The sequence below is a fragment of the Staphylococcus sp. HMSC65H10 genome (genome assembly GCF_001839185.1).
GTDB lineage: Bacteria > Bacillota > Bacilli > Staphylococcales > Staphylococcaceae > Staphylococcus > Staphylococcus simulans.
The window spans coordinates 1-23,785 of record NZ_KV840332.1 but is presented as its reverse complement, the minus strand read 5'-3'; the positions used below and the strand labels follow the sequence as shown (position 1 = coordinate 23,785).

Sequence of the window (23,785 nt, the reverse complement as noted above, 5' to 3'; positions counted from 1 at the left end):
CAAAACCATGTTGATATACCCAACTGAATTCGGATTAACAGGTCAAAATAAACATAAGGATACAAAAGCATTACAGCATGCATTAAATCTCGCAAAACAACATCCAGGCAGTATGATTTTTGTGCCGAAAGGAGAATTTCATGTCAAACGTGCCTTAACGATTTATGAAGGCACGACACTATTCTTACATGAAGAAGCAATTATTAAGCGTCAAGGCAAAGATGCATTACTTAAAAATGGGATGCGAAATGGACTTTATCATGGCTATACCGGCAATAGCCATATCACAATTATCGGCGGTACATTCGATATGAACGGAAGTCGTATTCCAGACAACAACACTGCGATGTGCTTAGGTCACGCACAAAGTATTGTATTATATAATATCCGCTTCAAAGACATCGTCGGCGGTCACGCAATTGATGCATGCGGTGTTGAAGATACGCTGATCACACGCTGCAGTTTTGAAGGCTTTTTAGATATTGATGGTGATCGCAGCTTTTCTGAAGCAATACAACTTGATATTCAAGTACCAGGTGCTTTCCCTAAATTCGGAACGCGAGATGGTACAATTACTAGAAACACTATGGTTTCTGAATGCTATTTCGGTCCTTCAGAAACACCAGGCTTCAAGAGTTGGAATCGCGCAATCGGTTCACATGCAACACGTCACAATCAGTTTTATCACGATATTTTTATCTATCGCAACACGTTCCATCAAACACAAGATTTTGCGTTGACACCTTTTAAAGCACACAGCTTATATATCATGGACAATCATTTCTTAAATTGTGCTGGCGGCGTGCGTTTTTTAGGCACGAAAGATGATAAAAACACTGCAGATGTACTGACTGGACAACGTATGGGAGCTCAAGGCGGTCGTGAACTTTATATTATTAATAACCAGTTTGAAGGGCCTATGACCAAAGACGCGATTCATATTCGCGGTTACTATAATACGCAGCACAAAGATGTATTAATTGCTGAGAATCAGTTTGATACATCACAAACTTTAACATTGCATGATATTGATGGTCTGTATTTAGATCAACCACAACTAAAACCTGCACAAATTAAACGTCGCAACCTTTCACACATCTATCAATCACCAGCACTTAAATCATAATTAAAATCAACATAAAAGAAGGAGATAGGTTTAAAGTACAATACTTTAGCCTATCTCCTTTATTATTATTTAAGTGGTTTTAATGGTTCGCTAATATCTATTCCTAATGCATATGGCATTAAGAAATAAACTACTAATATAATGAGAACTGCACTGATTAAGTTGACCCAGAAGCCGACACTTGCCATTTTCTTAATAGAAATCAAACCTGTCCCGAAGACAATGGCGTTCGGTGGTGTACCGACTGGCATCATGTAAGCACAGTTTGAAGCCATTGCGGCTGGCACCATTAATAATAATGGGTGCACGCCGATTGCGACAGATAGTGTTGCTAAAATTGGTAAAATCATAGTCGCAGTCGCTGTATTGGATGTAACTTCTGTTAAGAATAACACAAACATAGTGATTACAATCACGATGAGTAAAGGACTGACACCATTTAAGGCTGTCAATTGTGCACCTAACCATTTCGCTAAGCCGCTCTCTGAAATACCTTTTGCTAGAGCTAAACCGCCTCCGAATAAGATCAGTACGCCCCATGGCAATTCTTTCGCAACTTCCCAGTCAATAATGCGTTTGTATTTTTTATTATTTTTAGCTGGAATAATGAATAATAAAATTGATACGAACATCGCAATCGTACCATCTTGAACAAGTGAGGTCGGTCCCCATTGTTTGAGTAAAAACTCTCTGATAATCCATAAAATACTTGCTGTGGTAAAGACAGTGAAAACAACTTTCTCTTCAAATGTGACTTTGCCTAATTCTTTCAACTTGGTTTTGATTAAATCATCACCGCCAGGCAAATGTTTCAATTCTTGTTTAAAGGCAACAAAACGTAAGTAAACCCAAGCCAAGAATAATAAGATAATAACTGTCGGAATACCAATCAACATCCATTTCGCAAAGCTGATTTCTTCACCGAATGCTGTATGGTATTGCCCTTTCAAAATAATTAAAGGCGGTGTTCCAATCAATGTTCCCATACCGCCAATCGTTCCTGCATAACCGATCGCAAGGACTAATGACTTTTCAAATTTAGATAAATTGTGTTTATGATGTTCTTTATCGTTCAAAGCTTTCGCTTCTGCGATAATCGCTAAGCCGATTGGAATCATAATCATTACTGCTGCTGTATTAGATACAAACATTGATAAGCCGCCAGTTGCTAACATAAAGCCTAATAAAATTTTCCCAGTACTTGTTCCGATACTATTGATAATAATTAAAGCTACGCGTGTATGTAAGTTCCATCTTTCCATCGCAATCGCAAGCACGAAGCCGCCTAAGAATAAGAAAATAATATCATTACCATATTCAGAAGTAACTTGTGCAGGATCCATGACATGACCTATCGGCATCAGCACTAATGGCATTAAGCTGGTTGCCGGAATAGGAATCGCTTCTGTAATCCACCACACCGCAATCCATGCAGTACTTGCTAAAACGAAAACCCCTTGATGTGATAAACCTTCAGGATGTACAAACATTAAAATCAACGCAAAGAGTACAGGTCCTAAAATCAAACCTATTAATTGGCCTAAGTTATAAGATTTTTGTTTCTTTGGTTGAGAAAAGAATGTCAGACGTCCCGGTATGCGAAAAGTTGTTTGTTGTGAATGACGCATAACCAATCCCCCCTTGAATTCAACATGTTTTACTTTAAATCAATCGAAAATTAAATCTGATACTGATTTAAAGCACCCCTGTACATGTTGTTTTTTTAATTTTATCACAAAAATCCGTATATTTAACCAAAATAATGCAAACGGTTACATAACCTTTTATAATTCATATGATAAATAATTCTTATAACATTTCCATAAAAAAACCAGCACCTATCAAAAGATGCTGGTTACTCTATAGCATTTACAACTGTTTTACTTTAATCAAAAATGACACAGACACCTTCTGCAGCATGTTGTTTGTCATCTGTTAATGTCAGTTGGCCTGTTTCTTTATTACGTTTTAAAACAGTCACTGGAGAATCCCCTTCTTGATGTGCACATACAATATATTGATCATCATCTGAAATATTGAAGTCACGTGGGAATTCACCGCCAGTTTTCACGATTTCAACTAATTTTAATGCGTCACCTTTGTCGCTGACTTCGAATACTGCAATACTGTCGTGACCACGGTTGCTGACATATAAGAAACGTTGGTCATGAGATAAATGTACTGCAGCTAGTTTCGTTGCTTCTCTGAAGTCATCTGGAATCGTTACATAAACGCCTACTTCTTCAAAATGGCCGTCATCATATTTGGTAACACTCACTTTATTTGAAAGTTCATGTACAACATATGCATAAGGTTGATTTTCATGGAATGCGATATGGCGTGGGCCATAACCTGCAGTAAATTCAGATACCGCTGCTTCATGATAGCCTTCTTCATCATATGTGTAGCTGACTACTCTGTCTGTACCTAAATCGCACGCAGCAACATATTTTTTATCTGGAGTTTGTTGCACATAATGGACATGTGCATGTTCTTGACGTTCATGCGGGCCTGTCGGATATTTATGTTCCAACTCTTCAATTAAACGTACAACTTCACCTGTTGCTGCATCTAATTCGTATAAACGTAAAAGTCCTGCACCATAGACCGCTTCAAATAAATAATTGCCATCTTCTGATACAGAAATATAACATCCTGTGCCTTCAACAGAGTCTAAGCATTTATTAAGTAAAGTCAATGTGCCGTCATTTTCAACTCTGAAACTTGCGACACCGCAGCGTTCGCCTTCTTTCGTAATCGCATATAAAAATTGATTGTGGCGTGCAATAAAAGTAGAAGCCTCAATTTCATAGGCAGTCGCAACTTCAGTGACTGCTGCTTTGTCTTCGTCTAGTACGAAGCGGTAAATCCCTTTACCCTCTTTCTTTGTGTAAGATCCAATATAACCTGATTTCGTCATATTATTACCTCCTCATCTTACCTCCTATTGTACGGGATTATTCTGAAAAATGATAATAGTTCAATTCTGAAACGGTTTTCTTCTGCTAAACTATTAATTACAGTTGAAAATACGAACAAGTGTTCGTATAATGAAATTATCAACTCTTACTCAAGCAGGTGATAGTGATGGAAACGTCTAAAGAAGAAACAGATTATCGAAAAATTCCACGGGAGGAGCTCGATGCGAATATCCCGATGGGCAGAGGCATGGTGAAATGGGCACCTTTTGCGACATTGCCCGAACAGTTTGAACGTCTGCATCAATATGCGGTAGATCAAACTAAGATAGAACGCCCTATTTTATCTGAAGATCAAATTCATGAATTGAACCAACAGATTCATATCGCATTTCAAGAACAATGTCCCATTCGTGTGCGCTACTTTAAAGGAGGTTGGATACAGACTATCAAAATGATGCCAGACAAAATCAATTACTTAGATCAAGTCTTAATCGGTATCAATTTGAAACAACAGCAGCAAATTAAACTTTCTTTGCTTGATATTGTCCAAATCACATTATGTCGTAACGCTTCTTAGCCTTTTAGACTCATGAAAAAAGCACTTGCTGAATTCAACTCAGCAAGTGCTTTTACATTAATTCTATTACAATTAATTACTGTTGCCTGATTCAATATCAGCAACGATTTCTTTTGTTCTTCTTTCGATATCTTCAAAGTCTTTCTTGAAGATGAAAGCAAATACAGCCACACCTACGCCAACTACAACTGACACGATAAGTGCTAAACTGAAGAAGAATTTAAAAAAGCCTTTAATAAAGTCTAACATTTTGATTTCACCTCTATAAAAATAATCGCCTGCATGCTCTAATAATAGCATACTTAAATTGGTCATTAAAACATATACCCTATATTAAAAAAGCTAAAGCATGTCTAAAGCCATTATACTAAAAAGAGGCTAACCGAAAAAGGTTAACCTCTTAAAATCACAAGAATTACGAATTACGCGCCTCTCCACCATCTGTAAACAGCGGCATATGCTTTATTATAATAATCTTGTACCATATGAATCACCTCTAAACGTAATCTATCTTCGTTTCAAGTGACATTTACAAACCGTATTTACAGTTTTTTCTCTACATATATATTATAATATGGTTTGATTTCCCAAGTCTATTAATAAATAATTACATTCTTGTAACATTATCAAGAGAAACATTAAGGGGTTATTTTGAATGCAAAAAGTACACTCAGATATTATGACATTTCGAGGATCACATTATGATTTAGGTGTTGAAACAGGCAAGTGGATGAAAACAACTAAACTCATGCAAAATAGAGAAAAAGAATGGAAGAAACGCTTACCACGCTTTGATATCGATGTTAATGAAACACATGCAATCTTCCAACAATATGCACCGCAAATTTGGGAAGAATTAATGGGTATGCGTGAAGTGCTTGAGTTACCGATTAGACAAATTGTTTTTAATTTTGCACATTATCGCTTTACACCTATTAAGAAAGACAGCGGCTGTACAGTCTTTCTTGGCGACAATTATTTAGTGCGCAATTATGACTATCACCCTGCCACATATGATGGTCGCTATTTATTATATGAACCAAATGACGGTGGATTAGCCCAAATTGGTCCTACTTCTCGCGTCACAGGCAGAATGGATGGGCTTAATTCTGCGGGTCTCGCTATGGGCTATAATTTTATGCATCGTAAACATCCGCAAGACGGGTTTGTCTGTTATATGATTGGACGCTTAATTTTAGAACTTTGTCGTGATACAGATGAAGCCATTCGTTTATTAAAAGAAATTCCTCATCGTAGTTCATTCAGTTATATTATGATGGATAAACATAATCAACACGCGATTGTAGAAGTGACACCTAGAGGTCTAGATGTACGTTATGATCGTACGTGCACTAACCATTTCAAGTTGCTGACGCATGAAAATCGTAACTACACCAAAGAATCTAAAGCACGATTAGCTAAAACTTTAAAACAAACAGATATCCATATGGATAAAATGAAAGCTTTTGAAGTTTTTAATGATCCGCAATATGAAATTTACAGTAAGCTCTTCAGCAGCTGGTCTGGTACTATTCATACATCTATGTATCAACCAGAAACAATGAAAGCTTGGATCAGTTTAGGCGAAAATCAAACACCTGTATGTATTGATTTTAATCAATGGCTTAACCACAACGAACTAGATATTACCTCTCTTCATGGCGAAATTGATACAGACATTGCCTTCGCATCTGAATAATAGATTAAAAGCGGAAAGACACTGTGCTAAAGTCTTTTCGCTTTTATTTTTATCTGCTCTATTAGAAAAAAACAAGACTTTACTTGATTTAAGAATATCTTGAAATTCTTTATCCCAATCTAAATTAACTCCCAATCCACTTCTTTTATTAAAAGTATTCGCAAAAAAGTTTGATACATTTTGTTTTATTTTTCACATTTGAGTTATATAAGTTATAATTGATTAATTAAGTTGATAGTCTTCAATCATAATCAACTCAACATTCAAAATTAAATACTCGAGAGGAGTTCTCCTATGTTTTTAGCTTGGAACGAGATGAAACGAAATAAATTAAAATTCGGATTAATCATCGGTGTGCTGATTATGATCAGTTACCTGCTCTTTTTACTTTCAGGCCTTGCAAGCGGTTTAATCAATATGAACCGTGAAGGTATAGATAAATGGCATGCAGATGCGATTGTCTTAAATAAAGATGCGAATCAAACTGTCGCTCAATCTGTCTTCGATACAAAAGAAACAAAAAATACATTTAAAGAATCCGCGTTACTCAAACAATCTGCCGTTATTGTTTCTAATGGTCAAAAAGAAGAAAATGCCCTCTTATTCGGCGTATCCAAACAATCATTCTTAATTCCTAAATTACTAGAAGGACATAAATTTAATAAAGATAATGAGGTCATCGCAGATGAAACTTTAAAAGATAAAGGCTTTAAAATCGGCGATAAATTATCTTTATCCCAATCAGATGAAAAGCTGAAAATTGTTGGATTTACGGAAAGCGCAAAATATAACGCATCACCTGTATTATTCGGTAATTATAATACAATTCAAAGTATCAATCCGAAATTAACCAAAGATAAAACGAATGCTGTTGTGGTTCGTGACAAAGATTGGAAAGATAAATCACTCAATTCTGATTTAGAAGCGGTCAGCATTGAAAACTTCGTTGAAAATTTACCTGGTTACACTGCACAAAATCTGACACTTAACTTTATGATTACTTTCTTATTTATTATTTCAGCAACAGTCATCGGTATTTTCTTATATGTCATTACACTTCAAAAAACAAACTTATTCGGTGTATTGAAAGCACAAGGTTTCACAAATGGTTACTTAGCTAAAGTCGTTTTAGCACAAACCTTTATGATTTCTTTAATCGGTACATTAATCGGGTTAGCACTGACACTAATCACAGGTGCCTTTTTACCGAATGCTGTGCCTGTCGCATTTAATCCTGTGACATTAATCATCTATGGACTTGTCTTGATTGTTGTATCACTCATTGGAAGTCTGTTCTCTATTTTAACGATCCGTAAAGTAGACCCATTAAAAGCCATTGGATAAAAAGGAGTGAAAATACTAATGTTAGAGTTTAAAGACGTCACGAAGCGTTTTAAAGATGGTAATAAAATTATCGAAGCTGTTAAACCAACGACAGTACAATTTAATAAGAATGAACTCGTCGGCATCATCGGCCCCTCTGGATCAGGAAAAAGTACGTTCTTGACGATGGCCGGAGCATTACAAACACCGACTGAAGGTGAAATTTATGTGAATGGCCAAGCCATTACACATCTTTCTCAAAAACAATTAGCACATACGCGTATGAACGAAATCGGCTTTATCTTGCAAGCCACAAACTTGGTTCCTTTCTTAACAGTCAAACAGCAATTTACCTTGTTGAAAAAACAAAAGAAAGATGTGCTAAGTGATGAAGCATTGACTAACTTATTAGAACGATTAGGTTTAAGTGAAGTTCAAAATAAGCTGCCAAGCGAAATTTCTGGCGGCCAGAAACAACGTGTTGCGATTGTCAAAGCATTGTATACAAATCCATCTATTATCTTAGCTGATGAACCTACCGCTTCACTAGATACTGAAAATGCGATGGAAGTCATGAACATCTTAAAGAAAGAAACCAAGGAATTAAATAAAACCTGTCTTGTCGTAACACACGATGAACGTTTAATGAAATTCTGCGATAAAGTATACCAAATGGAAGACGGCGTTTTAGCACAACAACAAACAGAATCCAGCACATTATAATTGAATAGAAATATAGACAAAAAAAAACGATTTTCATCTAACATTTGATGAAAATCGTTTTTTTGTTGAAACGTTCATTATTCGATTGTGATATTACCTTTATTCGTATAGAATTCTAAAACATTTTCACCCTTACCGACTTTATCATTTTTAAAGTGAGGATTTTTTACCAACTTCTTACCTTCAGCAGGGTTTAATCTTAACAGTGTATCTTTCGGCGGGTGTAAATAGCTTAACGTAATATTGCCACTTTTCGTTGAGGCTTTAATATCACAAGAATTCGCCATCTTTGAGAAATTGATATGACCCGTACCTAATATAAAAATACTTTCTTTTACTAATGAATGATCTCCACTGATACCGCCAGAATGAATTTTGAAATTGCCGTTTTTTAACGTACTATTTTCAAATGCCAACTTACTGCTCTCTGATTTCATATCTAAACTTTCCAACTTGGAATCTTTAATATGTACATCTGAAATGTTATTCCAAATTGTGGTTGTCGCAGCTTGTACACCATCCAATTTAATTGCGCCGATATCTGTTGAAATATTAATATCATTTAATTGTTTCTTTGGTACCTCGACAATCATTTCTTGTTTCGTTCTTTTGTATGGATTAATATTAGGCGCTATTTCATCCTTTTTATCTTCAGAAATTTTAAGGATATGATTATGTTCTGAGAAATTAATAGGACGTTGTCCTTTATATTTAAGCTTCAATTCCTTACCTTGTACAATTTTGATGTCTGCACGATTGCCGCTGATTGAAATATCTTGAATGTCTTTATTATGAAATGTCTTTTCAACACGCTCCTCTGGCAAATTACTTTGATCATGAACAAACCAGACTAAAGTGCCGAGTGAGAAGAAAGCAACAAACGTGATCATGCCAATTAATAAAAGTTTTCTCATGCGCTTATGCTCCCTCTAATCAATTTCAAATTCCAACGTAAATACTTCAGAATTAATTTATAAATCACTTCAACCAACTTGAAGATAAAGACAATAAAGATAATTCCAAGACCCGTGTAACTAAAGGCAAATAAGAAATCGCTGAAAACAAATTGTGAAAATCCGCTCATCACATTCGCTACAAATAAAATGATTGGAGATAATAAAAGTACGAGCGAAGCAAGCAATAATATAATCATAAATATAACCACAAAGAATAATGGAATCAATATGATAATTAAAGATAAAATGCCTAGACCTAACGTAGCGAGAACAGCTTTGGTGACATTTTGTGCGTTCGGCGCATATTCAGCATTCTTGATAGCTTTTTGCGCATAAATTTCTTTTGCTATTTTTTTCGGGCTTTCCATTTCATTTAGAATATCGTGTTCTGAGCGCCCTTCTCTTTCACCTTCGTAGAACACATCTTCGTATTCATACATAATTTTATCTTTTTCGTCTCTAGGCAACCATCTTAATTCACTTTCTAAATCATTTAAAAATGTAATTTTATTCACAATGGCCACCTCCAAAATCTACTTGAATTATACTTTAACTTGCAAAGCTTTTAAAATGTTTCCCCTTTGGCCTAAAGAAAATATTATCTTATGTAAAAAGATGGCCGCTTAAATTGCCTTTCAAGTACGCCATCTTTAATTAGAATTCTCATTTGAAATATTCAATTCGTTTAATTTCATCATCTTGATATAAGACTTTAAGTTTTAAATGATTTTCTTTATCAACGTAATTCAACGTTTTATAACCATTCTTACCTTCTGTTAATTGGTAACTGCTGCCTAGTGCTTGAATGACATCGCTGATATCATCCCCTACTTTAAAGCCCATGTTCGTTTCAATTTGTTTATCCTTAATAACAACCATTCCATTAATTTTATGATGTGCCTTATCAACTTTCACCACAAAATTAGGATGCTTATCATTGTAATAAAACGCAAAGCGGTCGACTTGAATATTATGATTTTCATTAAAACCCTTTGGATTAAATGATTGATTCATCTTCATGTTGTTAATTGTCATTTCTGATAAATCAACTGATTTTGTACTACTCATATACCCTGAAATCAATAAAGTTATTACACTTATCGTTGAAAACATAAGTACTGCGACTAATTTATACTTCAAAAGAATCACTCCTTTTTACTGCTCTTTCGTATGTATTTTTCGCACATATTTATCATACTACTATTTTTAGAAATTGCACGGTGCTATTTCACTTATATATTACTTTTTCTTCAAAATATATTAACTACATTTGCAACACTATATAATCTTTAGAATTTTCACAACCTTTCCTTTTAATTCTGAATCATTTGTTGATATAATATTATCAATTAACAAAGGGGGTTTTATCGATGACAAAACTAGAAACATATTTTCAAAATGCTCAAGATTTAGATACGTATATCTCTGAGATGAAAGAAAATCAAGAAGGTCTGCTTAAGATTTATGAAAGTTTTACAGTACCTGAAGATGATTCACGTATCGAACAAGTCAAGCAAAAGTCATATCGTAAAGTACTCGCAATTTCTGAAGATTGGTGTGGGGATGCCATGATGAATATTGCGATCTTAAAACATATCAGCGAATTGTTAGACCTCGAAGTACGCGTCTTTCATAGAGACCAAGACACAGACTTGATTGATCAATATTTAACGAATGGTAAAGCACGTGCGATTCCAATTTTCGTATTCTTAAATGATCAATACGAACAAGAAAATGTATGGGGCCCACGCGCAAAAGCTGCACAAGTCTTCGTTGAAGAAACTAGAAAAAAATTACTTCCAGATAAAGATGATGAAAATTATGATGAAGCCGTACAACAAACTCATGTTGTCATCAGCAACCGCTTCAAAACAGATTCAAATCTTTGGAAAGAAGTTTACAACTCTATCATGAACAAATTACTGAACCCATAATAAAACTGCCGGAAGCTAGAGTACATGAACTAGCATTCCGGCTTTTTTGATTAAATATCTTTTTTTGTAATGTATAGCGTATTAGCAACAAATAAGACAACAATCGAAGCCGCTGAAATAAACCATTGCCAATTACTGAATTTGAAGTCCCCTGTCGTTGTTTTGTTCGTTAAATAACTGAACGGAATATACTTCAATGCTTTTTGGATATCATCTCCAATTTTCGGAATCATAGGTAGAAATGGTTCCGCAAATGGCACAATCAAGACTAAGAATATACCTAACGCATAAATCAATGCTGGTTTTGGTACGATTAACGCTACCAAGAATAACAATAGACCAAAGAATAATAAGAAAATAAAGTAGAACCATAAAATCTGCAACATCTTCTCATCTTTCACATCAGGTCCTTTTGTAACGGCTTGAATAATTAAAACAAGCACATCTAAAAGCACTGTGATTAAAATCGCGATAAATGCGATAGATAAGACTTTCGCAATAAAATACTTTATACGATTGCTCGTTTTGTTTAAATATAATTGAATCGTACCTTGAGAGATATCTCTTGTGATTGTTTTAATCATAAACAGTAATCCAACTATAGAGAAGAACCAGCTGCCCATGGCCATAATAATATCTCCATCTACTTTATGCATTTGTTGATTAATCAATGCTGTCATCCCGATAATTGGAAGTAATGTTAAAATAAGTGCTAAATACGTTAATGGACTTCTTAAGATACTGATAATGTCATGTTTTACGAGTTGGAATAGATTCACTTTTTCTCACCTCTTTGATTAATATTGAAGTACGTATCACGTAATGATTGTTTACGTGTTTCAATGTATTCTGGGAAGACGTCTAATCCTGCAAGTCCTTTTAATAATTCTTTGTAATCTTTGATTGATTTTAATGAAATTTCACCAGAATCTTTATGACTTTGTAAGATACTGAAATGAATCGTCAAATAATCTAAAACCTCTTTAAATTTCTCATCTGATAAGTCTTTTCCTAATTCCAAGACTGTCACATCTGTCGGTGTCCCTTTCGCCATATCCACATCTTGTACAAAATGGCCATCTCTTAAGAACACTGCACGGTCACAAATTAATTCAATGTCTTCTAATTTATGACTCGAAATCAAAATTTTCATATCTAACTCTTTAACTAATCGCTGAATGGTCTCAAGCACATCAATTGAACCATCTGGATCCATACCGTTTGTCGGTTCATCTAAAATTAAATATTTCGGTTTATTCATCAATGACACTGCAATCGCAAGTTTTTGTTTCATACCCATTGAGTATTTTTTGACTTTCTTTTTGATATAAGGCGCCATGCCGAATGCATCAATAATACTTTGTGCATAAGCTTTGTCGTAGCCTTTACCTAAGACTTGCGCAAAGATTTTCAAATTATATAAGCCTGATTTATTATCATAAAGTTTAGGGTGCTCAATTAAATAACCGACGCGTTCATCAGGACCTAAATTTACCTTTCCTGAGTAATTAATAATGTTGCCGTTCATGACTTTCATTAATGTCGTTTTACCTACACCGTTTTTCCCAATCAAACCGACAATGCGGCTTTGATCAAATTTAAAATCAATATTATCTAATACCTTGTTAGAACCGTATTGTTTTGTAATATGTTCAAGTTTCATCAAAAGACCTCCTTTTAAATGACTATTGATTTGAATTAATTTTTTTAAGCTGATAAAAATATGTTCCCACAAAAATTACGATACATAATAAGCCAGACCAAAGCACAAACCTATTGATATAAACTTCCACCATTTTGTCTGACATCATATCAAAACGTTCTGTCACAACTGCGATCAACAAGAAACCAATTGCGATTAAAATCGGTACAACAATATTCGCAACAACGATATAGCCCCAATAAGGAATAAAATCCCTTCTGACTTCAGAACTTTTGGGGAAAGCGAGTGCGTGACCCAAAAGGTTAATTGCGATAAATGTCAAAGGCGTCATCAGTTCAATACTATTAATCTCTGCACCTTGCGGCACGTCATTATACACAATCAACACGATTGCACCTGCTAATGCTAACAAGAGTGTTGTTAAATAATGTGTATTTAACTGCTGACGTGCTGAAAAAGGTAAGCTGTGATTGAAGTAATAAGCTTTATTACCGCCTAATTTAAATTGCAATCTGAAAACTTGTCCGCTATCAAAAATAATGATAAACATAACAAGCGCCGCAAAGATATTTTTAATAATAAAACTCCATACCGAATCACCTTTAATCAATGGCAATACAACTGGCGCAAGTATAATCATCAATGCATAAACAATTAAAGTATATTTTCTTAATAGTAAGTTTCTTTTGAGCAATGTCTTCATAACACTTCACCAAGCTTTGCTTCATCTAAGCCACCCTTTTCTACATTAACCATCAATTCTTCAATGGTCGGTTTAGAAATTTCTACTCGGTCACCAAAGATTTCTTTGAAAGCATCCGCTTCTTTCGTTAATCCTACATAACCCGTTTGTTTAATTTTCAAATTGATAATGTAACTTTTTAATTCCTCATCCAAGTCTTCGACACTACCACGTATTAATTGGTAATCATCCAACAATACATATTTCGGTTCATTGAAGATAATTTGCCCATCTTTAAGATAAACAAGATGATCTGCAATTTTCTCAATATCTGAAATTATATGTGTTGAAAAGAAAACTGAAACATCTTCATTAATGAGTTCTTCTTGGATGATTTCTAGTACTTCATTTCTTGCGATAGGGTCTAATCCTGCTGTCGGTTCGTCTAAAATGAACAACTTCGCATGATGACTGAATGCAATCGCAAAGGAAAGTTTCATCTTCATTCCTGTTGAAAACGTCTTAATCTTCTTCTTAAGCGGAAGTTTAAATCGTTCTATGTAGTGGTGAAAAATATCATGATCCCAATTGCGATACATCGGTCCAATACATCGCTCTACTTTTTCGATTGTCCATTTTTCATTCAAGTATAATTCCGAATAAATAAAACCGATTTGTTCTTTGATTTCTCTTTCTTGTTTTGGCATTTCATGTCCAAGCATTTCAATATATCCAGATTCTCGATGAATCAAGTTCATCAATAAACGAATAATGGTTGTTTTACCTGCACCATTAGCGCCAATGAAACCTGTCACATAACCTTTTGGAACATGAAATGAAATATCTTTAAGCTCGAAGTTTTTATGATGATACGAAAGTGACTGTACATCGATAGCTTTTTCTATCATTCATTTTCCTCCTCATAGATTAATGCTAAGATTTCATTCAACTCTTCAAGCGGCATACCGATTGTTTTTGCTTCTTTTACTAATGATTTCGTTAAATCTTCGATGACTATAAATTGCTTTTCTTTCAATATCGCATTGTCTTGCTCTTTAACGTAAGTACCCTTTCCCCTGATTGTGGTCACAAACCCATCTTTCTCCAAATCTTCATAAGCACGTTTGGTCGTAATTAAACTTACGCGTAAGTCTTTCGCAAGTTCTCTCATAGAGGGAAGATGATCACCGGGAGAAATATAACCTTTGAGTATATTTTCTTTAATCTGCTGCTTGATTTGTTCATATATCGGATATTCACTATTATTCTTAAGCAGTATTTTCATCTAACTTCCTCCCTAACTGTATATACACAGTATACACAGATATAACAGTTATGTCTATGATTTTTACGTAATCTTTACATAATCACTCAAAAATCAGTCTTTTCTGTATATATTGTATATACACAAAAGCAATAAAAAAGTAACTGCACAATGCACTTGTACAGTTACTTTTTACGTTTATACTGTTCTCTTTTCTTCCGATCATTATTACGACTGATAAAAGCACAAATCATGAACATGATGGCCGCTAAAAACATTTTAATACTTGCGCCTTCATCTTCAATAAATTGAAAATAAGCACCAGCTAAAAACGCTAGAATTGCGATAATCACAAAAATTTTAGTCAAATGTTTCAATATTTTCACCTCAAATATAATCAGTATATCAAATAATTATTGGGTATTCATGGTTAGTTTTTCTATTTTTAAGGATACATTTAGAATAATCGACCATATTTTCTGAAAATCGTCGTTCTCTACTTTCTATTTAAGCTCATTCAAGATAATATAGTAATGTATGAAGACTTTAAAAAGTGAGGCGGAATTATTATGAATCCATTAGCGCTTGATTTAAATGAGCAACTTACACAATCTAACCCTGTGATATTGGACATGCTGTCTGACTTAGGTAAACACATGTTTTATCCTAAAGGCATTTTATCTCAATCAGCAGAAGCTAAAGCAACAAAGTATAACGCAACAATTGGTATGGCGACAGATGATAATGGAAAATTATACTCTGATACAATCTACGGTTTATACCAACATCTAGATCCAGATGAAATTTTCCCTTATGCGCCACCGCAAGGATTAGAAACATTACGTGCGTTATGGGAAGAAAAAATTCTAAAAGAAAATCCTGATCTAGAACAAAAACAAATTTCTAGACCTATCGTGACAAACGCATTAACACATGGCTTATCTATTTTAGCTGACTTATTCGTTAATGCTGGTGATACGTTATTATTACCTGTACAAAACTGGGGCAACTATAAATTAATTTTTAATACGCGTCATGGTGCTGATATTCAAACATATTCTATCTTTGATGAACAAAATCGCTACACAACTGATGGTTTTGTTGAAGCTTTAGAAAATTATGATCAAGACAAAGTCATCTTATTGTTGAATTACCCAAATAACCCAACAGGCTATACACCAACTGCAAATCAAGTTGATGTTATCGCTAAAGCAATTAAAGACTTAGCTGATCGCGGTACTAAAGTAATTACAATTGTTGATGATGCGTATTATGGTCTATTCTATGAAGATGTTTATACGCAATCATTATTCTCAGCATTAACACAGCTTGAATCAGAAAATATCTTACCGGTGAGATTAGACGGTGCAACTAAAGAATTCTTTGCTTGGGGCTTACGTGTCGGCTTTATTACTTTCGGTATTAATGATGAAATTACTAAAGCTGTCTTAGAAGCTAAAGTTAAAGGTTTAATCCGTAGTAATATCTCAAGTGGTCCTATGCCTTCACAAAGTGCAGTTCAATATGTATTGCAACCTGAACATCGTGAAGCGTTTGAAGCGGATGTGCAACGTCACATCGATACTTTACGCGAACGTTATGAAGTCACAAAATCAGTGGTATATGATGAGCAATTTAAAGCTTACTGGACACCTTATGATTTCAACTCTGGTTATTTCATGGCAATTCAAGTTAAAGATGTTGATGCGGAAGCATTACGTAAACACTTAATCGAAGCATATTCTATCGGTACAATTGCTTTGAACAAAACTGATATCCGTGTTGCTTTCAGCTGTATCGAAAAAGACGATATCCCTCATGTGTTCGAATCTATCGCAAAAGGTATCGCTGACTTACAACAATAATAAATAATTAGTTAAACTCTGATCGACCGCTTAGTCCATCAGAGTTTTTTTATGTATGATCACTTAAAAAAGCGTCTGTTTTACTGCCATAATATGAATTGTCAAAAAATCGCTATAATTTATATAACTCCTCTATTTTACAGTATTAACAGCCAAAGCTTTGCAAGATTAAAATATAAAAGTATTATCTTGTAGTTGACACAATCAACTAACCGCATTATTATTAAAACATTCTCTAACTGTATAAGACTTTTGAAAAGATGTGATTTTGGTACATTAGTTCTTGAATTCTAAATAATGTTTTCAGAATATTAGTACTACTTACACCTCTTTTGCTTTGCAGCTAGAATTGCATTATAAAAAATACTATGAATTGGAGGAAGGACCCATGATATCTTTTGAAAATGACTATCTAGAAGGTGCACATGAAAAAGTTTTAGAAAAATTAGTTCAAACTAATTACGTACAGGAGTCTGGATACGGCAATGATACATTTACTGCTGATGCAATTAGTAAAATCAGACAAGCTATCGATATGCCAGAAGCTGCTATTTATTTTCTAGTCGGTGGAACACAAACGAATCAAGTTGTAATTAATGCAATGCTAAACAAATACGAAGGTGTCATTGCCGGGGACACTGGTCACATCAGTGTACATGAATCCGGTGCGATTGAATTCAGTGGTCATAAAGTATTAACGGTACCTTCTGACAATGGTAAAATCACTGCTGATCAAGTAAAAAATTATATTGATGACTTCTATGAAGACTCAAACTATAAACATATGGTTTATCCAGGTATGGTTTATATTTCTTATCCTACTGAATACGGAACCTTATACACAAAATCAGAATTAGAAAGCATCTCAAACATGTGTAAAACATATGAGATCCCATTATACATTGATGGTGCGCGTTTAGGTTATGGTTTAGTCAGTGATGAAGCTGATTTAGATATTAAGGATATTGCCAAATATGCAGATGTCTTTTACATAGGTGGTACTAAAATCGGAGCTTTATGTGGTGAAGCTATTGTCTTCACAAGCAACAATGAGCCGAGGCACTTTACATCTATTGTTAAACAACACGGTGCCTTACTTGCGAAAAGCCGCTTAATCGGTGTTCAGTTTGCTGAATTATTTACAAATAACTTATATTTAGATATCAGTCGACATGCAGTGGATATGGCAATGCAATTAAAACAAGCATTTGTTGAAAAAGGCTACCAACTCTATTTAGATTCACCAACCAATCAGCAATTCTTTATTATGAACAATGAAACAATTGAAAGATTGAGTGAATATATAAAACTCACTTGTTGGGAGAAGTATAACGAGACGCATAAAATCGTACGCTTTGCGACCAGCTGGGCAACACGTGAAGAACATATCGCCTACCTTAAAGCACATATTTAAGTAAAATTTATCAAAAAAGACGCTTCATTAGCTATACATACTAATGAAGCGCCTTTTCTATTGATAGCAGTTTATGAATTAAACTGCTTTATTTATGATATCTCTTACATCATGCCTGGCATGCCCATTCCTGGGTTGCCTGCATCATTATTTTCTTCAGGAATTTTAGCTACTACAGCTTCTGTTGTTAAGAACATTGCTGCTACACTTGCAGCATTTTGTAATGCTGAACGTGTTACTTTTGTAGGGTCTACGATACCTGCATCTAACATATTCACCCATTCACCAGTAGCTGCGTTGTAACCAACACCTGGATCTGCATGTTTTAATTTTTCAACGATAATTGAACCTTCTAAACCAGCATTTTCAGCAATTTGACGTACAGGTGCTTCTAATGCTTTTAAGACGATATTAATACCTGTTTCAACATCACCTTCAGCTTCAATTTCGCTGACACGTTTGTATACATTCACTAATGCAGTACCGCCACCAGCAACAATACCTTCTTCTACTGCTGCACGTGTAGAGTTCAATGCGTCTTCGATACGTAATTTACGTTCTTTTAATTCTGTTTCACTTGCAGCACCGACTTTAATTACTGCTACGCCGCCAGTTAATTTAGCTAAACGTTCTTGTAATTTTTCACGGTCGAAATCTGAGTTAGTTTCTTCAATTTGTGATTTGATTTGTGATACACGTGCATCGATAGAATTTTTATCTCCGTCACCGTTAACAATTGTTGTATTGTCTTTAGTAACTTCCACTTTATTTGCTGTACCTAACATATCAATAGATGCATCTTTCAAGTCATAACCTAAGTCATCAGTGATGAACTGTGCACCTGTTAAAATTGAAATGTCTTCTAACATTGATTTACGACGATCACCGAAACCTGGTGCTTTAACTGCGACTGCAGTAAATGTTCCACGCATACGGTTTAATACGATGTTTGTTAAAGCATCGCCTTCTACTTCGTCAGCAATGATTAAAATTGGGCGATTAGATTGAACAATTTGTTCTAATAATGGAAGGATATCTTGGAATGAGCTGATTTTTTTATCAGTCACTAAGATATATGGACGTTCTAATACAGCTTCCATTTTTTCAGAGTCAGTTACCATATATGGAGATTGGTAACCTCTATCAAATTGCATACCTTCAACTACGTCTAATTCTGTGTTGAAGCCGTTTGATTCTTCAATACTGATAACACCGTCATTACCAACTTTATCCATTGCTTCTGAAATGTATCGACCGATTTCTTCATCAGCTGCTGAAATAGCACCAACTTGTGCAATTTCATTTTTATTTTCAACTTTTTGAGATTGATCATGCAAAGCTTGTACCGCTTCGCCTACTGCTAAATCAATACCTTTACGTAAACCAACAGGGTTCGCACCGCTTGTTACGTTTTTTAATCCTTCTTGAATCATTGCTTGTGCAAGTACTGTAGCTGTTGTTGTACCGTCACCAGCAATTTCATTTGTTTTATTCGCAACTTCTTGCACTAATTTTGCACCCATATTTTCATATGGATCTTCAAGTTCAATTTCTTTCGCAATCGTTACCCCGTCATTTGTAATTAAAGGTGCAGTAAATTCTTTGTCTAGCACCACGTTACGACCTTTAGGTCCGATTGTTACTTTGACTGCATTCGCAAGTTGATCTACACCGCGAAGCATTGATTGACGTGCATCTTCAGAAAATTTTATTTCTTTAGCCATATGTTTATAGCCTCCTGTTATTTGTTATGATTGATGTATTATTGTACGATAGCTAGAATTTCTTCTTCACTGATAACAAGGTATTTGTCTTCACCGACTTGTACTTCACTTCCGGCATATTGTTCAAATACCACAGTGTCGCCTTCTTTAACTTCAGGCGTAATAACAGTACCATTATCTAAAGTTCTGCCTGGTCCGACTGCGATAACTTTACCTTCATTAGATTTTTCTTTCGCTTTATCAGTTAATACGATTCCGCTCTTAGTTGTTTGTTCACTTTCAATTCTTTGAATTATCACGCGATTCCCTAATGGTTTAAGCATGGTCGTTCCTCCTCTAATCTGTTGCAATTGTTTATTTCATATTTGATTTATTTACATATCAAGTTTTGTTTAGCACTCTCATATCCTGAGTGCTAATCCACTTTCTATATTAATCAAAATTGGTCAATACATCAAGCAATTAGAATTTTATTTTCCTCGCACAAACTTTTAGTTTAAAATGAATATAGCAACTAGATAGTATGGAGGAGTTACATTATGTCACGACTATGGTTTTCAATCCTAACCTTGATCGTTTATGGACTTGCATTGTTCGGTCCACAGATGTTGTATCGTGCTGGTTTGTTTGATCATTTTAAAGGCAAACAACTTATGCTTACGACATCATACACACAAGTCATTTTAATGATTTTAGCAGCATTGGTCATTTTGTGGATGAATTATAAAATCAAAAACAAAACACGTTTAGAATTACAACCGAAAGTCCAAAAACGTTATGTCATTCTTTGGGCCATTGTAGGGCTCATTGTCGTACTGTTATATCAAATTATTGCTTCTCTATTAAATCATTTTGTATTTAAAATCGATCAGCCAAGCCCGAATACAACCGGCATTATGAAAATTATTCAAGAAGCACCTATTTTTATTGTACTCGTGGCAATTGCTGGGCCTTTCTTAGAAGAATTCGTATTCAGAAAGGTTATCTTCGGTGAGATTTTCAATATTCTTAGAGGTAATAAAGTCATACGTTTTATCATTGCTGGCACAGTCAGCTCAGCATTATTCGCTATGGCACATAACGACCCAAACTTTATTTTAATTTATTTTGGTATGGGCTTTATTTTAGCTGGTTTTTATGTTTACACCAAGCGTATTGCCGTGCCCATTTTAATTCATATCTTCATGAATAGTTACGTGGTCGTCATTCAATTATTATTCGCAGACGATCTTAAAAAAATTCAAGAATCTGTATCATTTATTTTTCATATGATTGGATATTAAAAAATCACGCAACAGGTTACTCTCGAACTTGTTGCGTGATTTTTTTGAATTAGGTTCTATTAATATAGTTACTAATCTAAATACTATATTATTGCTTCTTTCGTTTCATAATCATTAATACAATAAACCAGATAAATGCAACCCCGAATACAATTAACAAAGTGTTGAGTAAGCGTGGGTATTTCTGATTATCAGTTGTTTTTTCTTCTTGTTTCTTCTTCGCTTTATCTGCATTTTGTTTTGTATCTTCTGAAGGTTTAGTTGTCTGTTTAGCTTCAGCATGCTTATCTCGTTTTACTTCTTTTAAATCTGGCATTGAGCCTAAGTCACTTGTTACTAATCCTAAAATTTGCAAGTCTAAATTTGCATAATATTGTTGCGCTCTCATAGGACTGAAATACTGATATTTGAAGTAGCCCGTACTTTGCTGTAAATTATTTAAATTACTATTATTACTAAAATTTTGCGGTTGCAACACTGCATGAACATCATCTTCAGTTGACTGCGTATCATCACTGATCATACCTACTTGATGAACGATGAATGGATTATATCTAAATGACCCTGTAATCAAATGTCCATAACGGTCACCAATTAAACCTAAATTTGAAAAAGGCATTACTTCATCCGAAGCTTGCTGTTCATTTAAGCCTCCATTTAAAGAAGGTGTTGCCGAAGCGAAATTAGAACTGTTCGGTATATAGTCAGCTGATGGATGATAGCTTGAAGTTGGCGTGACTTGTTGATTCGGTTGATATGAATTTTGTCCAGATTTATTGTTGCTTGGTAAATTATTGTCTGATGGGCCTTGTTCTGGTGTTTCTGGTGTAGTGGGTCCATCTGGCATTGATGGTTCTCCTGGTTCAGGCTCCTCTGGTGTTGGTTCGTCTGGCACAGGTTTTTCAGGTGATGGTTCAACTGGATGTGAACCGCCCTCTCCTCTTTGTGGAATCGTACCGCCACCTTGTCCTTTATCATTTTCACTATTATCTTCAGGTTTTTCTGTATTATCGCCTGAAGATGTTTTTTCGTCTGGATTTGTTTCTTCAGGTTTTGGTTCTTCTGGATTTGTAGGTTCGGGTTGGGTTTCAGTATTATTGCTGCTGTCATTTGGGTTGTCCGAACTTTCTGCACCTGTTGAACTACCTCCAGGTTGATCGTTTGGTTGAGGTTTTGTCGTATCTTGTGAAGTGTCTTCTTGTGATGCATTTGTCTCCTCATTTGTCGATGTATTATTTGATGGTGTTGTTGTTTGGTCTTCTTTTTGTGTTGTAGTATCAATCTGTTGATTTGGTTGAACACTAGATGAAGTACTTTCATTTGAAGTGTCACTCGGACTTTGAGTTAACGTTTCTTCTTCAGGCGCGCTTTGATTATTTAAACCATCTGATTGTGTTTTAGTTGTTTCTGTTTGTTTTGAAACAGGTACTTGTTGATTCTTTTGTGTTTGTTCTGCGGCATGTGTTACTGTACTTGGTAATAGCAGCCCAGTTGCAGCGATGGTCAATGTTAATTTTTTGTATACTTTCTTTTTCATTTTAACGCACCTCCTTTTATCAAATATAGCAATCAACTTAAGTATATAAGAACTTATCTTTAAATTCTATATGTATATTAGAATGAAAAGAAGTGTTAATATACTTAATAATTTGTAATAATCCAAATAAAGCACTAAAATATCAGATTATTATCAATATTGGAAATTCATGACGCACTTTAGTACAGTAATATTAATAAAAGAATGGAGAGGATTATCAATGAAAGTTCAACTATTTCAATTCAATCTTGCACATGGTAATGCGAAAGCTAACCAAGATAAGATTGAATCACTATTTTCAAAAAACCTTGAATCTGATACAGACGTCGCTGTTTTACCTGAAATGTGGAATAACAGTTACGCACTAGAACAACTATCTACTTTATCAGATGATGATTTAAAAGAGAGTCTATCATTCATTCAAAAGCTAAGCCGTGCTTATAACGTTACAATTGTTGCTGGATCAGTTTCTAATAAGAAAAAAGGCAATACTTTCAATACTGCATTCACAGTTAACGCACAAGGCGAATTGATTTATCAATATGATAAAGTACATCTCGTTCCTATGTTAGATGAGCATTTATACTTAACTGGCGGCGAAACTGTTCCTTATGTCTTTAACCTCAATGAACAAGTGCGTGCGTCACAAATCATTTGCTATGACTTACGATTCCCTGAAATTGCACGACACCCTTCTATTGAAGGTGCAGATATTTTATTCTATGTAGCTGAATGGCCGATGGCACGTTTAAATCATTGGCGTACATTGCTCCAAAGCCGAGCGATTGAAAATGATATCTTCGTTATCGCTTGTAATACTTGCGGTTTTGAAAAAGATGGTGGCACAGAATACGCGGGTCATTCTCTTGTGATTAATCCGAATGGAGAAATCTTAGCCGAAGCAGGAACTAAAGAAGAAGTCTTAACTGTAGATATTAATCTTGATGAAGTTAAGCAGCAACGACAAAATATTCCTGTCTTTGATAATAGACGCCCTCACCTTTATAAATATGATCAATAAAAATAACCCATGAGTTTGGGAGGAACTCATGGGTTTTACTTATTAGGCTCTTTGTCAAATTCGGTTGATATAT

General features: G+C 34.8%; 25 protein-coding genes. 10 read left to right on the top strand and 15 right to left on the bottom strand.

All coding sequences use genetic code 11. From position 1 onward, the window contains the following. Nucleotides 1-7 precede the first annotated feature (7 nt). On the top strand, nt 8-1,126 hold the full coding sequence (locus HMPREF3270_RS05020) for a glycosyl hydrolase family 28-related protein (protein WP_070848226.1): 1,119 nt from the start codon (nt 8-10) through the stop codon (nt 1,124-1,126). A gap of 65 nt (nt 1,127-1,191) precedes the next feature. On the opposite strand, the gene HMPREF3270_RS05015 is transcribed toward HMPREF3270_RS05020, so the two are convergent. Next, complete coding sequence (locus tag HMPREF3270_RS05015) at nt 1,192-2,754, bottom strand: SLC13 family permease (RefSeq protein WP_070848225.1); 1,563 nt, start codon at nt 2,752-2,754, stop codon at nt 1,192-1,194. Nucleotides 2,755-3,011: 257 nt separating this feature from the next. Next, a complete protein-coding gene (locus tag HMPREF3270_RS05010) occupies nt 3,012-4,046 on the bottom strand; it encodes a 6-phosphogluconolactonase (RefSeq protein ID WP_070848224.1) in 1,035 nt (344 codons plus the stop codon). Nucleotides 4,047-4,213: 167 nt separating this feature from the next. On the opposite strand from HMPREF3270_RS05010, the gene HMPREF3270_RS05005 reads away from it, so the two are divergent. Beyond that, nucleotides 4,214-4,624, top strand: a complete 411-nt coding sequence (locus HMPREF3270_RS05005; protein ID WP_023015882.1) for a YolD-like family protein — start codon at nt 4,214-4,216, stop codon at nt 4,622-4,624. A gap of 72 nt (nt 4,625-4,696) precedes the next feature. Here HMPREF3270_RS05005 and HMPREF3270_RS05000 read toward each other — a convergent pair whose 3' ends face one another. Next, nucleotides 4,697-4,873, bottom strand: a complete 177-nt coding sequence (locus HMPREF3270_RS05000) for a hypothetical protein (protein ID WP_096754678.1) — start codon at nt 4,871-4,873, stop codon at nt 4,697-4,699. A gap of 406 nt (nt 4,874-5,279) precedes the next feature. Between HMPREF3270_RS05000 and HMPREF3270_RS04995 the strand changes: the two genes are divergently transcribed. The 3 genes from HMPREF3270_RS04995 to HMPREF3270_RS04985 all read left to right on the top strand — a co-directional run bounded on the left by HMPREF3270_RS04995 (nt 5,280) and on the right by HMPREF3270_RS04985 (nt 8,369). Next, nucleotides 5,280-6,323 (top strand): C45 family autoproteolytic acyltransferase/hydrolase, encoded by a 1,044-nt coding sequence (locus HMPREF3270_RS04995; protein WP_002481700.1) that lies wholly within the window; start codon nt 5,280-5,282, stop codon nt 6,321-6,323. Between the two features lie 294 nt (nt 6,324-6,617). Beyond that, on the top strand, nt 6,618-7,667 hold the full coding sequence (locus HMPREF3270_RS04990; protein WP_023015883.1) for an ABC transporter permease: 1,050 nt from the start codon (nt 6,618-6,620) through the stop codon (nt 7,665-7,667). Between the two features lie 18 nt (nt 7,668-7,685). Then, nucleotides 7,686-8,369, top strand: coding sequence for an ABC transporter ATP-binding protein (locus HMPREF3270_RS04985; protein ID WP_070867180.1), 684 nt, complete (start codon nt 7,686-7,688; stop codon nt 8,367-8,369). A gap of 77 nt (nt 8,370-8,446) precedes the next feature. Here the strand turns inward: HMPREF3270_RS04985 and HMPREF3270_RS04980 are convergent, their stop codons facing one another. From HMPREF3270_RS04980 to HMPREF3270_RS04970, 3 genes are all read right to left on the bottom strand, one after another. After that, nucleotides 8,447-9,283 carry a DUF4097 family beta strand repeat-containing protein gene (locus HMPREF3270_RS04980; RefSeq protein WP_070848223.1) on the bottom strand — a complete coding sequence of 279 codons (837 nt, stop codon included), beginning with the start codon at nt 9,281-9,283 and terminating at the stop codon, nt 8,447-8,449. Further along, nucleotides 9,280-9,840: an HAAS signaling domain-containing protein gene (locus HMPREF3270_RS04975; protein WP_002481704.1), complete on the bottom strand. Its 561-nt coding sequence runs from the start codon at nt 9,838-9,840 to the stop codon at nt 9,280-9,282. The genes HMPREF3270_RS04980 and HMPREF3270_RS04975 overlap by 4 nt, the downstream gene beginning before the upstream one ends. A 148-nt stretch (nt 9,841-9,988) precedes the next feature. Continuing rightward, on the bottom strand, nt 9,989-10,474 hold the full coding sequence (locus tag HMPREF3270_RS04970; protein WP_226956295.1) for a hypothetical protein: 486 nt from the start codon (nt 10,472-10,474) through the stop codon (nt 9,989-9,991). Nucleotides 10,475-10,695: 221 nt separating this feature from the next. On the opposite strand from HMPREF3270_RS04970, the gene HMPREF3270_RS04965 reads away from it, so the two are divergent. After that, nucleotides 10,696-11,259: a thioredoxin family protein gene (locus tag HMPREF3270_RS04965; protein WP_002481706.1), complete on the top strand. Its 564-nt coding sequence runs from the start codon at nt 10,696-10,698 to the stop codon at nt 11,257-11,259. 50 nt (nt 11,260-11,309) lie between these two features. Here the strand turns inward: HMPREF3270_RS04965 and HMPREF3270_RS04960 are convergent, their stop codons facing one another. From HMPREF3270_RS04960 to HMPREF3270_RS04935, 6 genes are all read right to left on the bottom strand, one after another. Next, nucleotides 11,310-12,038, bottom strand: coding sequence for a phenol-soluble modulin export ABC transporter permease subunit PmtD (locus HMPREF3270_RS04960; protein WP_057510883.1), 729 nt, complete (start codon nt 12,036-12,038; stop codon nt 11,310-11,312). Next, the gene (locus HMPREF3270_RS04955) at nt 12,035-12,922 is read right to left on the bottom strand and encodes a phenol-soluble modulin export ABC transporter ATP-binding protein PmtC (RefSeq protein WP_002481708.1); all 888 of its coding nucleotides are present in this window, start codon (nt 12,920-12,922) and stop codon (nt 12,035-12,037) included. The genes HMPREF3270_RS04960 and HMPREF3270_RS04955 overlap by 4 nt, the downstream gene beginning before the upstream one ends. A 22-nt stretch (nt 12,923-12,944) precedes the next feature. After that, a complete protein-coding gene (locus HMPREF3270_RS04950; RefSeq protein WP_057510885.1) occupies nt 12,945-13,625 on the bottom strand; it encodes a phenol-soluble modulin export ABC transporter permease subunit PmtB in 681 nt (226 codons plus the stop codon). Then, nucleotides 13,622-14,512, bottom strand: coding sequence for a phenol-soluble modulin export ABC transporter ATP-binding protein PmtA (locus HMPREF3270_RS04945; protein ID WP_070848222.1), 891 nt, complete (start codon nt 14,510-14,512; stop codon nt 13,622-13,624). The genes HMPREF3270_RS04950 and HMPREF3270_RS04945 overlap by 4 nt, the downstream gene beginning before the upstream one ends. Continuing rightward, nucleotides 14,509-14,889, bottom strand: a complete 381-nt coding sequence (locus HMPREF3270_RS04940) for a PSM export ABC transporter transcriptional regulator PmtR (protein WP_002481711.1) — start codon at nt 14,887-14,889, stop codon at nt 14,509-14,511. Before HMPREF3270_RS04940 ends, HMPREF3270_RS04945 begins: the two co-directional genes overlap by 4 nt. 164 nt (nt 14,890-15,053) lie before the next feature. Beyond that, a complete protein-coding gene (locus HMPREF3270_RS04935; RefSeq protein WP_002481712.1) occupies nt 15,054-15,245 on the bottom strand; it encodes an SE1626 family protein in 192 nt (63 codons plus the stop codon). Between the two features lie 192 nt (nt 15,246-15,437). Here HMPREF3270_RS04935 and HMPREF3270_RS04930 point away from each other — a divergent pair, with 192 nt between their 5' ends. Continuing rightward, nucleotides 15,438-16,733, top strand: coding sequence for an aminotransferase class I/II-fold pyridoxal phosphate-dependent enzyme (locus HMPREF3270_RS04930; RefSeq protein WP_070848221.1), 1,296 nt, complete (start codon nt 15,438-15,440; stop codon nt 16,731-16,733). 388 nt (nt 16,734-17,121) lie between these two features. Next, on the top strand, nt 17,122-18,147 hold the full coding sequence (locus HMPREF3270_RS04925) for a threonine aldolase family protein (RefSeq protein ID WP_070848220.1): 1,026 nt from the start codon (nt 17,122-17,124) through the stop codon (nt 18,145-18,147). Between the two features lie 104 nt (nt 18,148-18,251). Here HMPREF3270_RS04925 and groL read toward each other — a convergent pair whose 3' ends face one another. Both groL and groES read right to left on the bottom strand, forming a co-directional pair. After that, on the bottom strand, nt 18,252-19,871 hold the full coding sequence (gene groL / locus HMPREF3270_RS04920) for a chaperonin GroEL (protein WP_002481715.1): 1,620 nt from the start codon (nt 19,869-19,871) through the stop codon (nt 18,252-18,254). Between the two features lie 38 nt (nt 19,872-19,909). Continuing rightward, nucleotides 19,910-20,194: a co-chaperone GroES gene (gene groES, locus HMPREF3270_RS04915; RefSeq protein ID WP_070848219.1), complete on the bottom strand. Its 285-nt coding sequence runs from the start codon at nt 20,192-20,194 to the stop codon at nt 19,910-19,912. A 216-nt stretch (nt 20,195-20,410) separates the two neighbouring features. Here groES and mroQ point away from each other — a divergent pair, with 216 nt between their 5' ends. After that, the gene (gene mroQ, locus HMPREF3270_RS04910; protein ID WP_070848218.1) at nt 20,411-21,154 is read left to right on the top strand and encodes an intramembrane glutamic endopeptidase MroQ; all 744 of its coding nucleotides are present in this window, start codon (nt 20,411-20,413) and stop codon (nt 21,152-21,154) included. A gap of 88 nt (nt 21,155-21,242) precedes the next feature. Here mroQ and HMPREF3270_RS04905 read toward each other — a convergent pair whose 3' ends face one another. Then, nucleotides 21,243-22,691: an SdrH family protein gene (locus HMPREF3270_RS04905; protein WP_070848217.1), complete on the bottom strand. Its 1,449-nt coding sequence runs from the start codon at nt 22,689-22,691 to the stop codon at nt 21,243-21,245. A gap of 220 nt (nt 22,692-22,911) precedes the next feature. On the opposite strand from HMPREF3270_RS04905, the gene HMPREF3270_RS04900 reads away from it, so the two are divergent. Beyond that, the gene (locus HMPREF3270_RS04900) at nt 22,912-23,712 is read left to right on the top strand and encodes a carbon-nitrogen family hydrolase (protein WP_070848216.1); all 801 of its coding nucleotides are present in this window, start codon (nt 22,912-22,914) and stop codon (nt 23,710-23,712) included. Nucleotides 23,713-23,785 lie beyond the last annotated feature (73 nt).

Bases quoted from the DNA above. Each gene is read 5' to 3' on its own strand.
- HMPREF3270_RS05020 (WP_070848226.1), top strand. From the start codon at position 8: ATGTTGATATACCCAACTGAATTCGGATTAACAGGTCAAAATAAACAT.
- groES (WP_070848219.1), bottom strand. From the start codon at position 20,194: ATGCTTAAACCATTAGGGAATCGCGTGATAATTCAAAGAATTGAAAGT.
- HMPREF3270_RS04900 (WP_070848216.1), top strand. From the start codon at position 22,912: ATGAAAGTTCAACTATTTCAATTCAATCTTGCACATGGTAATGCGAAA.
- HMPREF3270_RS04985 (WP_070867180.1), top strand. From the start codon at position 7,686: ATGTTAGAGTTTAAAGACGTCACGAAGCGTTTTAAAGATGGTAATAAA.
- HMPREF3270_RS04925 (WP_070848220.1), top strand. From the start codon at position 17,122: ATGATATCTTTTGAAAATGACTATCTAGAAGGTGCACATGAAAAAGTT.
- HMPREF3270_RS05005 (WP_023015882.1), top strand. From the start codon at position 4,214: ATGGAAACGTCTAAAGAAGAAACAGATTATCGAAAAATTCCACGGGAG.
- HMPREF3270_RS04905 (WP_070848217.1), bottom strand. From the start codon at position 22,691: ATGAAAAAGAAAGTATACAAAAAATTAACATTGACCATCGCTGCAACT.
- HMPREF3270_RS04980 (WP_070848223.1), bottom strand. From the start codon at position 9,283: ATGAGAAAACTTTTATTAATTGGCATGATCACGTTTGTTGCTTTCTTC.
- HMPREF3270_RS04955 (WP_002481708.1), bottom strand. From the start codon at position 12,922: ATGAAACTTGAACATATTACAAAACAATACGGTTCTAACAAGGTATTA.
- HMPREF3270_RS04950 (WP_057510885.1), bottom strand. From the start codon at position 13,625: ATGAAGACATTGCTCAAAAGAAACTTACTATTAAGAAAATATACTTTA.
- HMPREF3270_RS04995 (WP_002481700.1), top strand. From the start codon at position 5,280: ATGCAAAAAGTACACTCAGATATTATGACATTTCGAGGATCACATTAT.
- HMPREF3270_RS04940 (WP_002481711.1), bottom strand. From the start codon at position 14,889: ATGAAAATACTGCTTAAGAATAATAGTGAATATCCGATATATGAACAA.
- mroQ (WP_070848218.1), top strand. From the start codon at position 20,411: ATGTCACGACTATGGTTTTCAATCCTAACCTTGATCGTTTATGGACTT.
- HMPREF3270_RS04945 (WP_070848222.1), bottom strand. From the start codon at position 14,512: ATGATAGAAAAAGCTATCGATGTACAGTCACTTTCGTATCATCATAAA.
- groL (WP_002481715.1), bottom strand. From the start codon at position 19,871: ATGGCTAAAGAAATAAAATTTTCTGAAGATGCACGTCAATCAATGCTT.
- HMPREF3270_RS04990 (WP_023015883.1), top strand. From the start codon at position 6,618: ATGTTTTTAGCTTGGAACGAGATGAAACGAAATAAATTAAAATTCGGA.
- HMPREF3270_RS05000 (WP_096754678.1), bottom strand. From the start codon at position 4,873: ATGTTAGACTTTATTAAAGGCTTTTTTAAATTCTTCTTCAGTTTAGCA.
- HMPREF3270_RS04930 (WP_070848221.1), top strand. From the start codon at position 15,438: ATGAATCCATTAGCGCTTGATTTAAATGAGCAACTTACACAATCTAAC.
- HMPREF3270_RS05010 (WP_070848224.1), bottom strand. From the start codon at position 4,046: ATGACGAAATCAGGTTATATTGGATCTTACACAAAGAAAGAGGGTAAA.
- HMPREF3270_RS04965 (WP_002481706.1), top strand. From the start codon at position 10,696: ATGACAAAACTAGAAACATATTTTCAAAATGCTCAAGATTTAGATACG.
- HMPREF3270_RS05015 (WP_070848225.1), bottom strand. From the start codon at position 2,754: ATGCGTCATTCACAACAAACAACTTTTCGCATACCGGGACGTCTGACA.